At 32.1% G+C, this 11,360-nt stretch carries 17 protein-coding genes; 10 read left to right on the top strand and 7 right to left on the bottom strand.

What is annotated here, in order from left to right; all coding sequences use genetic code 11:
- Positions 1–192: 192 nt before the first annotated feature.
- Genes purE through H5T45_06335 form a run of 3 tightly spaced genes read left to right on the top strand, consistent with a single transcriptional unit; the run spans position 193 to position 2,204 of the window.
- Entirely contained in the window at positions 193–630 is a 438-nt protein-coding gene (purE, locus tag H5T45_06345) for a 5-(carboxyamino)imidazole ribonucleotide mutase (protein MBC7129330.1), read from the top strand.
- Complete coding sequence (gene guaA, locus H5T45_06340) at positions 623–1,567, top strand: glutamine-hydrolyzing GMP synthase subunit GuaA (protein ID MBC7129329.1); 945 nt, start codon at positions 623–625, stop codon at positions 1,565–1,567. The genes purE and guaA overlap by 8 nt, the downstream gene beginning before the upstream one ends.
- A gap of 1 nt (position 1,568) precedes the next feature.
- Positions 1,569–2,204: a DUF115 domain-containing protein gene (locus tag H5T45_06335; GenBank protein ID MBC7129328.1), complete on the top strand. Its 636-nt coding sequence runs from the start codon at positions 1,569–1,571 to the stop codon at positions 2,202–2,204.
- Here H5T45_06335 and H5T45_06330 read toward each other — a convergent pair.
- Positions 2,182–3,087 (bottom strand): caspase family protein, encoded by a 906-nt coding sequence (locus H5T45_06330; protein ID MBC7129327.1) that lies wholly within the window; start codon positions 3,085–3,087, stop codon positions 2,182–2,184. The two genes, H5T45_06335 and H5T45_06330, sit on opposite strands and share 23 nt — an antisense overlap.
- Before the next feature lie 95 nt (positions 3,088–3,182).
- On the opposite strand from H5T45_06330, the gene H5T45_06325 reads away from it, so the two are divergent.
- Positions 3,183–3,446 carry a UPF0147 family protein gene (locus H5T45_06325; GenBank protein MBC7129326.1) on the top strand — a complete coding sequence of 88 codons (264 nt, stop codon included), beginning with the start codon at positions 3,183–3,185 and terminating at the stop codon, positions 3,444–3,446.
- A gap of 15 nt (positions 3,447–3,461) precedes the next feature.
- Here H5T45_06325 and H5T45_06320 read toward each other — a convergent pair whose 3' ends face one another.
- Positions 3,462–3,665 carry a hypothetical protein gene (locus H5T45_06320; protein MBC7129325.1) on the bottom strand — a complete coding sequence of 68 codons (204 nt, stop codon included), beginning with the start codon at positions 3,663–3,665 and terminating at the stop codon, positions 3,462–3,464.
- A 113-nt stretch (positions 3,666–3,778) separates the two neighbouring features.
- On the opposite strand from H5T45_06320, the gene H5T45_06315 reads away from it, so the two are divergent.
- Both H5T45_06315 and H5T45_06310 read left to right on the top strand, forming a co-directional pair.
- Complete coding sequence (locus H5T45_06315; protein MBC7129324.1) at positions 3,779–4,582, top strand: phosphatase PAP2 family protein; 804 nt, start codon at positions 3,779–3,781, stop codon at positions 4,580–4,582.
- A 23-nt stretch (positions 4,583–4,605) separates the two neighbouring features.
- Positions 4,606–5,199, top strand: coding sequence for a hypothetical protein (locus H5T45_06310; protein MBC7129323.1), 594 nt, complete (start codon positions 4,606–4,608; stop codon positions 5,197–5,199).
- Here H5T45_06310 and trxA read toward each other — a convergent pair.
- Entirely contained in the window at positions 5,194–5,580 is a 387-nt protein-coding gene (gene trxA, locus H5T45_06305; GenBank protein ID MBC7129322.1) for a thioredoxin, read from the bottom strand. The genes H5T45_06310 and trxA overlap by 6 nt on opposite strands.
- A gap of 46 nt (positions 5,581–5,626) precedes the next feature.
- Between trxA and H5T45_06300 the strand changes: the two genes are divergently transcribed.
- The 3 genes from H5T45_06300 to H5T45_06290 are packed head-to-tail and all read left to right on the top strand — an operon-like array spanning position 5,627 to position 7,487.
- Positions 5,627–6,364, top strand: a complete 738-nt coding sequence (locus H5T45_06300) for a lipoate--protein ligase family protein (protein ID MBC7129321.1) — start codon at positions 5,627–5,629, stop codon at positions 6,362–6,364.
- The gene (locus H5T45_06295) at positions 6,333–6,617 is read left to right on the top strand and encodes a lipoate--protein ligase family protein (protein MBC7129320.1); all 285 of its coding nucleotides are present in this window, start codon (positions 6,333–6,335) and stop codon (positions 6,615–6,617) included. The genes H5T45_06300 and H5T45_06295 overlap by 32 nt, the downstream gene beginning before the upstream one ends.
- 27 nt (positions 6,618–6,644) lie before the next feature.
- Positions 6,645–7,487, top strand: coding sequence for a ribose-phosphate diphosphokinase (locus H5T45_06290; protein MBC7129319.1), 843 nt, complete (start codon positions 6,645–6,647; stop codon positions 7,485–7,487).
- Here the strand turns inward: H5T45_06290 and H5T45_06285 are convergent.
- Positions 7,468–8,292 (bottom strand): ABC transporter permease, encoded by an 825-nt coding sequence (locus H5T45_06285; protein MBC7129318.1) that lies wholly within the window; start codon positions 8,290–8,292, stop codon positions 7,468–7,470. The genes H5T45_06290 and H5T45_06285 overlap by 20 nt on opposite strands.
- Positions 8,285–9,190, bottom strand: a complete 906-nt coding sequence (locus H5T45_06280) for an ABC transporter ATP-binding protein (GenBank protein MBC7129317.1) — start codon at positions 9,188–9,190, stop codon at positions 8,285–8,287. Before H5T45_06280 ends, H5T45_06285 begins: the two co-directional genes overlap by 8 nt.
- Before the next feature lie 131 nt (positions 9,191–9,321).
- On the opposite strand from H5T45_06280, the gene argF reads away from it, so the two are divergent.
- Positions 9,322–10,218 carry an ornithine carbamoyltransferase gene (argF, locus tag H5T45_06275; protein MBC7129316.1) on the top strand — a complete coding sequence of 299 codons (897 nt, stop codon included), beginning with the start codon at positions 9,322–9,324 and terminating at the stop codon, positions 10,216–10,218.
- Here the strand turns inward: argF and H5T45_06270 are convergent.
- A complete protein-coding gene (locus H5T45_06270) occupies positions 10,193–10,738 on the bottom strand; it encodes an inorganic diphosphatase (protein MBC7129315.1) in 546 nt (181 codons plus the stop codon). The two genes, argF and H5T45_06270, sit on opposite strands and share 26 nt — an antisense overlap.
- Positions 10,739–10,961: 223 nt before the next feature.
- Positions 10,962–11,360 (bottom strand): transposase (locus tag H5T45_06265; GenBank protein ID MBC7129314.1); only part of this gene is annotated, 399 nt, incomplete at its 5' end.

The following is an 11,360-nucleotide window of genomic DNA, read 5'->3' as shown; positions in this document are numbered from 1 at the left end:
GTTTCCATAAAATCCAGAGAAATGTACATTTCTTCTCTCCTCACCATTTGCTCATTATATTCTTTCCAATTTCTCTCGTCTGGCATCCTTATCTCTTCTTATAGAAATGCTGCAAAAATAAAAAAATTTTAGGGTTTATTCAACACAGCAGTTTTTTCAGAAAAGATTTTTATTCATTTCATATTTATTTTTATGAAGGTTATGATAGTCATGGGTTCTAAAAGCGATGAAGAAGTTGGAAAAAAAGCTGCTGAAACTTTGGAAAAATTTGGTGTTCCATATGAAATGGTATTTGCCTCCGCCCATCGAACACCCGAAAAAATAAAGGAAATTGCATCAAGTGATGCAGATATATTCATTGCAATCGCTGGTTTATCAGCCGCCCTCCCTGGAAGCATAGCATCACATACAACAAAGCCAGTTATAGGTGTTCCAGTTTCTGGAAAGCTAAATTTGGATGCCATTCTTTCAATTGTGCAGATGCCACCCGGCGTGCCGGTTGCTGCTGTTGGGCTTGATAGGGGAGAAAATGCGGCATTGCTTGCGGTTGAAATTCTTGCTCTGAAATATGAGGAACTTGCTGAAAAACTTGAGGGAGAAAGGAGGAAAATGAGGGAGAAATATGTTTGATGTAAAGGAATTTGTTGAAAGTGCGACTGAGAAGATAAGGGAGGAAGTTAAGGGAAAGGCGATAATTGCTGTATCTGGAGGGGTTGATTCTGCTGTTGCTGCAAAACTGGCAGGCATAGCTCTCGGAAAAAACCTTATTGCTGTGCATATCGATACTGGGCTTATGAGGGAAGGAGAAAGTGAGGAAGTGAGGAAATTTTATGAGGGAAAGAATATAAATTTCATTTTTATTGATGCAAGTAAAGATTTTATAAATGCTTTAAGAGGGGTTACTGATCCAGAGGAGAAAAGGAGAATAATTGGAGAAAAATTTATAAGGATATTTGAAGAAATTGCAAAAAAAGAGAATGCGGAATATTTAATTCAGGGAACCATTGCTCCTGATTGGATTGAAAGCGGGGGAGGAGCAAGAGATAGAATAAAAAGTCATCATAATGTTGCTGGTTTGCCAGAAAAAATAAGCTTTAGGATAGTTGAGCCGTTGAGAGATTTATATAAGGATGAGGTAAGAAAAGTTGCAAAATATTTGGGCATAGAGGTTCATGAAAGACAGCCTTTTCCTGGGCCTGGGCTTGCAGTAAGAATAGTAGGAGAAATAAACGAGGAAAAAATAAAAATTGTAAGAAAGGCGTGCAAGATTGTTGAGGAAGAAATAGAGGATTTCTGCAGAGAAAAAAATATAGCGAAACCATGGCAATATTTTGCTGTTTTACTTCCAGTTAGAAGTGTTGGGGTTCATGGAGATAGAAGGGCCTATGGATATACCATAGCTATAAGGAGTGTTGATTCTTCAGATGCAATGACAGCAAGCTATTCAAAATTACCTCACGAACTGCTTGAAAAAATAGCTGGCAGAATAGTTAATGAAATAAAGGATGTAAATAGGGTTGTATATGATATTTCAAACAAGCCGCCAGCCACAATAGAATGGGAATAAAATGGAATGGGGGAAATGGAAGAAAATATATGAAGAAATTTTAAGGGATTTTGGCTATAGCATGGAGGAAGATGAAAAATCCGCAAAAATTGCTGAAAAATTATCTTCAAACAATGAAAAAATAGATGAAAGATATTTAAAGGAACTTATTGAAGGGAAAATTGTAACAATTTGCGGCGCCGCAATTTCCGAAAAAGATATTGAAAAAATTGAAGGGGTTATAATTTCTGCTGATGAAACAACATCATTTTTAATGGGAAAAGGAATTCTTCCAGATATAATAACAACTGATTTAGATGGAAATGTTGAAGATATATTAAATGCGAATGAAAGGGGAAGCATTGTTATAATTCATGCTCATGGAGATAATATCGATGCAATAAAAAATTATCTCAGAAAATTTAAAGGAAAAATAATGATAACAACTCAATCAAAACCATTTGGAAATGTATATAATTTTGGAGGATTTACGGATGGAGATAGAGCATATTGTATCGCAAAACATTTCAATGCAAAGAAGATAAATGTGGTTGGCTTTGATTTTTCAAATCCAGTAAAAAAAGATAGAAAAAATTTAGAAAATAAAAGAAAAAAATTAGAGTGGGCTAAGAAAATTATGGATACATGTAGTCGGTGAATTTATCTACATAGAATGGGTCTACTTTTATTGCGTATTTCTTTGCCCAGTCCTTCATTTTCTGCACTGCATATGCTGAATCTTGCTCAAAAGTAGCATAGATGTTCCATCCTTCCATCTGGTAATATGTAAATACTCCATTTTTCATTGTAGCATCGCCATCATATGAATACTGCTTGTTGCTTGCAAATGCTCCAAGCCTATTCGTCACGACTGCTTTCTGAAAGTCCCCAATCTGGCATGCATCAAAAGTAAAGTATATATGTTGCGAGTCCGCGTTGCTGAATTTTGAAACAAACCAGCCGTTTGTCATTGCATACATATCATGCGAAATTATGCATGAGCCATATTTTCTATATCTTGCTCCATGTCCGGAGTATGTAAATACTACATAATCATCTGCATCCTCACTTGCGAGAAGCTGATTTATTGCATTATCTATATTGTTTGCTGTTGCCTGGCTATCAAGGAGAATTGTTACAGTATATCCTTTGCCTTGCAAGAAATTTTTCCAGTCAATTGCATCATCATCACAATATTGCAAATCATTTGATGTCCCTTCATAATCTGCTATTCCTATGCATAGAGCCCATTTTTTAACTATTCCATCGCCGCCTGCTTTTGGTGTTATATCTGTTGCATCATCATTTGATTTTCCTTTGTCTAATACTTTTTCTGTAGGATCATCATTTTCTTCCAAATAATTTACATTCCAACTTTTTTCCTCCCATATAATTCCATTTTCAGTATATAGTGGGACAACTTTTCTGTTTTCTATATATACCCTTGCTTTGAAATTGTTCGCTTCACTGCTTTTCTCCATATATGCCACGCTAACACATATCATAATGCCGACCAAAAGTATAGCTAACAATTTTTTCATTTTTTTTTCACCAAAAATAATTAAAAAGCTGTTTAAATATTTTTCCCAAAAAATTTTTTATAATTATTATATTACAATACTTACAAGGTGATAATATGAAAAGCGATGAATTGAAGAATGTATATAGGATGCTCGAAGAACTTTCAGAAGATATGTCTGTTCCAAGAAATGTAAGGAGGGGGGCAAAAGAAGCGATAGAAATTCTTAATAGGAAGGATGAAAGCTTGGATGTTAAAATAGCATCAGCAATCTCTGTTCTGGATGAAGTGGCAAATGACCCAAATACACCAGTCCATGGAAGAACTGCAATCTGGAACATAATGGGAGCTCTTGAAAGCATTTCAGCAAAAATAAAATAAAAAAGGGGAAGAGGTTTATTTTTTCTTCAAGAATGGTAAGCCAGTTCTTGGGTTCTCCACAACCTTGTAGCCGGGGGGCATGTCGCACGGCTTGCCACTCTTTGGTTTTTTTGCGCTAAAGAAGTATATTGTCTGTCTTTTTCCCCCCTTCAGTGTAACATCCCTTGTATAAAGTGTGTATTTTTTTTTGTTTTTCTTGCTTTCATATTCGTAGGCCATTTTTATCGCCTCCTTATAGATATGTAATAGGAGAATTTAAATCCTTCGATATTTTTCAGGTTGAATAATTAAAAAGAATTTTATATGATTTTCCAATTACTCAAAAGATTTAAATGTTCATCTTAATAAAGGCTTTACTATGGTATATAACCCTGATGATAATTTCAATGGCAGCGGGAATATTGATATTTGATGAGGAGAAAAAAATATCAAGAAAGACATATTTTGAGAGAGTTAAAGATTGTAGGGGCTATTTCCTGATACTTATATTTGTTATGGCTATGATAAAAATTGAAAATATATTGCAGGATAGTTTTTCAATTGGGTATGATTTTACACCAATAATATATGGAATTGAGGGAACCAATTTTATAGTTTTTTTACAAAATGCAATAAAAAACGAGATATTCATCCATTTTGTCTCTATATTTTATCTGATTTCATTTATGTATGTAATTATTTTTACCCCGATTATTTTTATTTTAAGAGGAGAAAAAAACTTTGCAAAGATATCTACATATGCAATACTGATAAACTATCTTGTGCTTGTCCCCTTTTATCTCTTTTTTAATGTAAGTGTTACATCTTCCTACCCCGAAATAAAGCCATTGCTTTACTCAAATGAGCAATATATGTCACTTGTTTTACTTGTTGATAGGCTAACTGACAATTTTCCAAGCGGGCATATAAGTGTTCTTGTTTCTATTTGCCTTGTTGTCCTTTCCCATCAAAACATGAAGAGATACAAAATTTTTGTATTTTCTACAATGATTTTTATGCCATTTGTTATTCTATATCTTGGAATTCACTGGTTAATGGATATTTTTTCTGGCTTAGTCCTTGGCATTGCATCCTATTTTATTGCAAAAAATAAAAAAGTTTGCGGCCTGTTTGATAAAATTATAGGAAAATTTTAAATCTATGAAAACTCTATAAACCAATGAAAAAAATAATTTGTTTGCTCTGCATAATGCTTGTTTCAATTAGTTTGGCGGATGAAAAAGAGGTTGAGAATATAGCTATTGCAAATGATGAAATTATAATAAAAGGAGGGGAAGTTTTTGAAGAAATAACTTTTAAGAATATAGGGAAGAAAAATTATACAGAAAATTTAACCATATGGACTTGTTCAACAAATATAGAGGTATCCATAGGAGGAAAAAGAATTAACTATGAAGTAAAAAATAATTCAATTGAAATTTACCTAAATGATTTTGATATAGTTTTGATTGCGGGTAAGAACTTAACTGTTAGATTACACTATTTTATGGATAAAAAATTTGAGAAAAAAATAATTTATCAGACAGACGAAATTGAAATAAAGATAATTTCCGATGAATTTTTGAGAGGGAATATACCTCTTAAATATGAGAATTCTACATATTATTGTCTTTATAAACCAAAAATAAATGAATATTTGATTATAGAATTTCATGAAAATGAAGGAAATATCAATCCATTTTTTATATCAATTGGAATATTTGCAATATTTTTGGGATTGCTGATTATCTATCTAATTTTTAGAAAATTATAGATTATTCTCTATCCATTCCTTCAGCATATCCGCTGGCATCGCCCCAATATTTCTATCCACAATCTCCCCATTTTTAAAAATAATAAGCGTTGGTATGCTCATTATACCAAATCTCTCGCATAGTTTTTCATTTTCATCCGTATTTACTTTTCCAAAAGCAGCTTTTCCCTGCATTTCTTTCGCAACTTCTTCGAAAATTGGTGAAAAGAATTTGCAAGGCCCACACCATGGAGCCCAGAAATCCACAACAACCAAATGGTGCTTATTTATAAATTCATCAAAATTTTTATCTGTAAGGGCAATTGGTTTATCAATACTAACTTTTTTTTCTTTTAAAATATCCCTAATAATTTTTCTTCTTATTTCATCTACTTCACTCATGCCAGTAAAATCAAAAGAAATATATAAAACTATAATAAATTATTGCATGGACTTCAGATTGATATTAGATAGCCACAGAAATGCTTTTTCAAATATGGCAATAGATGAGGCAATCCTTATTAGTGGCACACCAACACTTCGCCTTTACAAGTGGAGACCCTCAGCAATTTCAATAGGATATTTTCAGAGCGTCGAGGAAGAGATAAATCTTGAGGAATGCAAAAGGCAGGGTGTGGATGTGGTGCGCCGCATAACCGGCGGGGGGGCGGTTTATCATGATAGCGACGGGGAAATAACTTATTCCTTCGTTGCTCCTTCTAATTTTTTGCCAGAAAAAACTCTTGAGATATACAGGATTATATGCTCATCAATTGCAAAAGGTTTGAAAAAAATAGGAGTGGAGGCGAATTTATCTGGAATAAATGATATAGTTGTGAACGGGAGAAAAATCTCTGGAAGCGCCCAGACAAGAAGGCAGGGAAAAATTCTTCAGCATGGAACAATATTAGTCAAAGTAAATGTTGAGAAAATGTTTTCTCTTCTTAAAATAAGTAAAGAAAAAATAAGTGATAAGGAAATTAAAAAAATTGAGGATAGAGTAACTTCTATAGAAAAAGAAGCAGGAAAAAGAAGCAATGAAAAAATTATTGATGGAATAGTTGAGGGATTTGCTGAAAATATGAAAATAGATTTTTATGAAGATGAATTGGATGAAAAAGAAATAAATTTGGCAAAAATTCTGGAGGGAAAATATGCAAGCAAGGAATGGAACTTTAAAAGGTGAATTAAAGGTTAAAAATGGAAAGCTTATCAAATGCAGAATAATATTAAAAAATTCATTGATTGAAGATATAAAATTGCACGGGGATTTTTTTATTTATCCAGAAGAAAAGATTGAGGAAATTGAGGAAAAAATGAGGGGAATAAGATACGAAGAAGAGGAAATAAAAAAGGTATTATATGAAAATTTTAAAGATGTTGAAATTATAGGAGCAAGTATAGAAGATTTTTTAAAAGCGATAATTAATGCAAAATAAATAAAAATATATTATGCATTTCTCTTCATGAAAATAGTCGCTGGCTCATCCTCAAAAAATCTTGCTAATAGAATTTCTGAAAAAACTGGTATAGGTATTGCTGATATTACTCTTAAAAGATTTCCTGATGGGGAATGCTATGTTAAAATAAATGAAGAATTTGAGCATGCGATAATTGTTCAGAATACATATCCTGATGAAAATATAATTGAGCTTTTTTTAATTCAGGATGCTGTAAGCAGATTTGCAAAAAGAATAGATGTTGTTATTCCTTATTATGGCTATGGAAGGCAGGATAAAATATTTGAAGAGGGAGAAGCAGTTAGTGCAGAGAAAATCGCAGAATTAATTGAAATGAGTGCTGATAGATTAATTTTGATAAATCCGCATAAAGAACATATAAAAAATTTTTTTGATATAGAGGTAAATATCTGCGATGCAACTCCTTCACTTACAAAATATTTCAAGGAAAAGGTAGATGTTATAATTTCGCCAGATGAAGGAGCGGTTGAAATGGCTAAAAAATCAGCAGAAATTTTGAATTGCAATTATAATTATTTTAGGAAAAATAGAATAAGCGAAAATGAAGTATTTATGGAATTAAAAGATATGGATGTTGAAAACAAAAGAGTTCTTATTATGGATGATATAATCTCAACTGGCGGAACAATGAAAAAAGCAGTAGAAATTTTAAAAAATCAGAAGGCAAGAGAAATTTATACTGCATGCATCCATGGTCTTTTTATAAGTGGTGCAGATAGAAAAATTTTAAATGCGGGTTGCAAAGAAATTGTATCAACTGATACAATTGAAAGTGAATATAGCAAAGTGAGCGTTGCAGATGAAATTTCTAAATATCTTTATTCCTGAAAAAGAGATATGCAACTGCAAGAGATAATATTATCCAGATAAAAAGCATTGAAAAAAGGAAGGGATTGTTATAAAATGAAGGATAGTTAATAGGAATTGCGCCCCTTATGGGAGTGACATTTAAATATATAAGACTTTCAAAAGCACTTACTGGATTTAAAGCACTTAAAAAATAAAACCAGTTTGGGGCAGTAAAATTTTCATTTACAATTTGAAAGGGATTTGATTTATAAATGATTATAAGCAAGCCAAAAAGTATTATCCCCCATATCATCGAAAAGAAGAACCAAGTAAAAATTGCCCCTCCCATCGCGGTGGCGCGTTTTTTAAATATAGAGGAAAGCATTATTGAAATTGCTATATAAACAATTCCCAGAAGGATGGAGATTGCTATAAAGTAAAAATATTCTAACCATTTAACCTCTTTTACATTTATTCCTATTATTACCCCCGCAATCCCAAAACCAATAAAAATCGAAGAAGCAATAACACAGCTCAGTCCCAAAAATTTTCCTATCAATATCTCCCATCTTCTAACAGGATATGATAAAAGAATTGCAAGAGAGCCACGCTCTTTTTCTCCAGCAATTGTTGCATATCCAAGCATTAGCCCCAATATTGGAATTAAAAGTTCGACAAAGCTCATCATGCCCACTATTGTTGAAGAAAGATTCTGCCACTCACCCTTAGTAAAATATGAAACAACAACAGTTAAAATTAAAAATATTGCTGAAATTGCTATAATCCACTTATTTCTCCAGTTATCCATAAATTCTTTTTTAGCTATTGCAAAAATTTTATTCATTTTCCTTCACCATTTTTACAAATATCTCCTCAAGAGTTGGCTCAACTGTCTTGAAATCAATTATTTTTCCCCCAGCATCCTCAATTGCATTTATAACACTTGCCTTAGTTTCAGATGAGCATTTTATCTCTATAATATTTCCCTCAATTTTTATATCTTCCACGCCATTTACTTTCTTTATAGCTTCCAATATTTTCTCTGATGGATTTAAAATATTTATTTTTAACTTTGGCTGAATTTTTAACTTTTGGCTCAATTTTTCAACGCTATCTATCGCAATTATATTTCCCCTATTCATTATCGCAACCCTATCGCTAAGCTCTTGAACTTCGGAAAGAATATGAGATGAAAGAACTATTGTATTCCCTTCTTCCTTCATCTTTCTTATCCTATTCCTTATCTCATATGCCCCCAGTGCATCAAGCCCACTTGTAGGCTCATCTAATATAAGCAAGGAGGGGGAGCCCATCATGCACTGCGCCAGCCCGAGGCGCTGTATCATACCCTTCGAAAAGCCCCCAACTTTTCTATTAATTGCGTCGCCAAGCCCTACTTCTTTTAGAATTTCAACACATTTTTCTTTTTCAACGCCTCGCAATTCAGCAAAAAATTCGAGGGTTTGAAGGGCTGTTAAATTTTCATAAAAAGAGGGTGTTTCTGGCAGGTATCCAATCAATTTTTTTGCCTCTCTTTCATTTGAAAACACATCTATACCATTTATTCTTACCTCCCCTTCATCAATTTTTATTAAACCAAGAATTGCCTTTATTGTTGTTGTTTTTCCAGCCCCATTTGGGCCAAGTAAAGCAAAAACCTCTCCTTTTTTAACCTCGAAAGAAATGTTATTAACCGCAACAATTCCATTATATGTTTTCCTGAGATTTCTAATTTCAATCATTGTAGCTAATTACTTTTTTATATATAATTTTGGTGGGATAAAGATTAAAAAATTAAAGTCCAGAAACAATTTAGGCTGGCAAAATAATGAAATTAGAAAAATGTTTAATAATGCAAAATAATTGCATTTATATGAAGAAAGATTTGATATCAATTGTTGATGTTAAAAATGATCTTGAAAAAATAATAAATGATGCAATAGAAATTAAAAAATATGGATGCAAAAGGATAATGGAAGGAAAAGTTATGGCAATGATTTTTGAAAAAAGTTCTACGAGGACAAGAGTATCATTTGATGTTGCGGTAAAAAAATTGGGAGGACATTCAATATTTTTAAGTAAAAATGATATTCAGCTTGGAAGAGGGGAAACAATAGAGGATACTGCAAAAGTTCTTAGTAAATATGCAGATATAATTGCTTATAGAGCATACAGCCATGAAAATATGAAAGAACTGGCAAGGCACGCAAGCGTTCCTGTAATAAATGCTCTCGATGATGCAGAACATCCTTGCCAGGTTATTGCTGATTTTATGACAGTAAAGGAAAAGAAGGGTAGATTGAAGGATATAAATTTTGTCTATATTGGTGATGGAAATAACAATATGGCTCATTCTTATTTGCTTGGGGGGGCAATCGTGGGAATGAATGTTAAGATTGTTTCTCCAAGAAAATATTGGCCATCTGAATTATATATTAAAAAAGCAAGGGAGATTGGTGGAAAATTTGAAATAGAGGAGTTAAATGAGAATTCACCTGTAAATGCGGATATAATTGCAACAGATACATGGATTTCAATGGGAGATGAACATGAAAAGGAAGAAAGAATTAGAGATTTTCAGGGATATACTGTTAATGAGGTATTTATGGCAAAGGCAAAAAAAGATGCAATATTCTTACATTGCCTGCCCGCCTACTATGGATATGAAGTTACAAAAGAAGTGGCTCACGGAAAACAATCAGTAATATTTGAGGAAGCATGGAACAGGCTCTGGGCACAAATGGCTATAATAAAGTGGATTTTCGAATAAATTTTTTATAAAGCTTCATGCAATATATTATTTCCTCTTTTGCATCTTTGGCATTTCCCCATCCTTCTATTTTAACCTTTTTCCCTTCAAGCTCCTTATAAACTCTAAAAAAATGCTGTATTTCCTTCAATAAATGCTTCGATAAATCTTTTTTATCTTTTATATCGTTAAATCTTGGATCATTTAAAGGAACTGAAATTATCTTGTTATCTGGCTTATTTTCATCTATCATTTTTAAAACCGCAACAGGTCTTACTTTCAGTAGAACCATTGGATGACTTGCCTCCGTTACCAGAACAAGAGCATCCAAGGGGTCGCCGTCCTCGCAATATGTTCTTGGTATAAATCCATAATCCCCCGGATAATGAAATGGTGAAAATATCATTCTATCAAATTCTATCAGGTTATACTTTTTGTTATATTCATATTTTTTTCTTGAACCCATCGGATTCTCGATTATAACATTAATTATTTCTGGGGGATTTGGACCAGTTTCTATTTCATGCCATAAATTTTTCATAAAAATAAATGATAAAAAATTAATATACTTTTACAAAAAATTTTGAGTCAGTATTTCCGAATGTTGTGTTAGATTTTGATTTTTGCAATCAAATTTTTTGCAAAAAAATAAAAAATTTTTTATCAATTTAATTTAATTGTTCTGAAAACAAAAAATCAAAAAATAATTTCTTCTCTATAAAAATATTAGCGAAAGATAGTCCTATAACTTTCGAGATAAATTATTAAAAAATTTTGATGATTTTTTCATCGATTCTTTTAGCACAATTAATATTACATAGAACTTTTCTTTGCTTTATTAAATCAAGAATAGAATCTTTCCACTTTTCAGCTATTATAGAAATAAATTCTCTTATAAAGTACCACAGATTATAAAGGATAGCAGAAAATATGAAAAAGAAAAACCTTATAATAGGATTCTCTGTCTTCGTTTTTATCATAAAATTCTCTTGAGCATCTCTATAAAAATTTTCTATGTTCCATCTTCTCCTATATAGATCTGCAAGACTAAGAATATTTGATTCATCAATTTCAATGTTTGTGCAGAAAACATCGAAATTTTTCCAATTTTCTTTATATTTGTTACCATTTGGAATGAAGAACAAGTTTGTTTTTATTTCTTC

Source organism: Thermoplasmatales archaeon, from assembly GCA_014361245.1.
GTDB lineage: Archaea > Thermoplasmatota > E2 > UBA202 > JdFR-43 > JACIWB01.
The sequence above is the reverse complement of the archived record's forward strand: the minus strand, read 5'-3'. Positions and strand labels throughout refer to the sequence as shown.

Excerpts from the sequence above, each read along its gene's own strand:
- purE (MBC7129330.1), top strand. The coding sequence starts at position 193 with ATGAAGGTTATGATAGTCATGGGTTCTAAAAGCGATGAAGAAGTTGGA.
- guaA (MBC7129329.1), top strand. The coding sequence starts at position 623 with ATGTTTGATGTAAAGGAATTTGTTGAAAGTGCGACTGAGAAGATAAGG.
- H5T45_06335 (MBC7129328.1), top strand. The coding sequence starts at position 1,569 with ATGGAATGGGGGAAATGGAAGAAAATATATGAAGAAATTTTAAGGGAT.
- H5T45_06330 (MBC7129327.1), bottom strand. The coding sequence starts at position 3,087 with ATGAAAAAATTGTTAGCTATACTTTTGGTCGGCATTATGATATGTGTT.
- H5T45_06325 (MBC7129326.1), top strand. The coding sequence starts at position 3,183 with ATGAAAAGCGATGAATTGAAGAATGTATATAGGATGCTCGAAGAACTT.
- H5T45_06320 (MBC7129325.1), bottom strand. The coding sequence starts at position 3,665 with ATGGCCTACGAATATGAAAGCAAGAAAAACAAAAAAAAATACACACTT.
- H5T45_06315 (MBC7129324.1), top strand. The coding sequence starts at position 3,779 with ATGTTCATCTTAATAAAGGCTTTACTATGGTATATAACCCTGATGATA.
- H5T45_06310 (MBC7129323.1), top strand. The coding sequence starts at position 4,606 with ATGAAAAAAATAATTTGTTTGCTCTGCATAATGCTTGTTTCAATTAGT.
- trxA (MBC7129322.1), bottom strand. The coding sequence starts at position 5,580 with ATGAGTGAAGTAGATGAAATAAGAAGAAAAATTATTAGGGATATTTTA.
- H5T45_06300 (MBC7129321.1), top strand. The coding sequence starts at position 5,627 with ATGGACTTCAGATTGATATTAGATAGCCACAGAAATGCTTTTTCAAAT.
- H5T45_06295 (MBC7129320.1), top strand. The coding sequence starts at position 6,333 with ATGCAAGCAAGGAATGGAACTTTAAAAGGTGAATTAAAGGTTAAAAAT.
- H5T45_06290 (MBC7129319.1), top strand. The coding sequence starts at position 6,645 with ATGAAAATAGTCGCTGGCTCATCCTCAAAAAATCTTGCTAATAGAATT.
- H5T45_06285 (MBC7129318.1), bottom strand. The coding sequence starts at position 8,292 with ATGAATAAAATTTTTGCAATAGCTAAAAAAGAATTTATGGATAACTGG.
- H5T45_06280 (MBC7129317.1), bottom strand. The coding sequence starts at position 9,190 with ATGATTGAAATTAGAAATCTCAGGAAAACATATAATGGAATTGTTGCG.
- argF (MBC7129316.1), top strand. The coding sequence starts at position 9,322 with ATGAAGAAAGATTTGATATCAATTGTTGATGTTAAAAATGATCTTGAA.
- H5T45_06270 (MBC7129315.1), bottom strand. The coding sequence starts at position 10,738 with ATGAAAAATTTATGGCATGAAATAGAAACTGGTCCAAATCCCCCAGAA.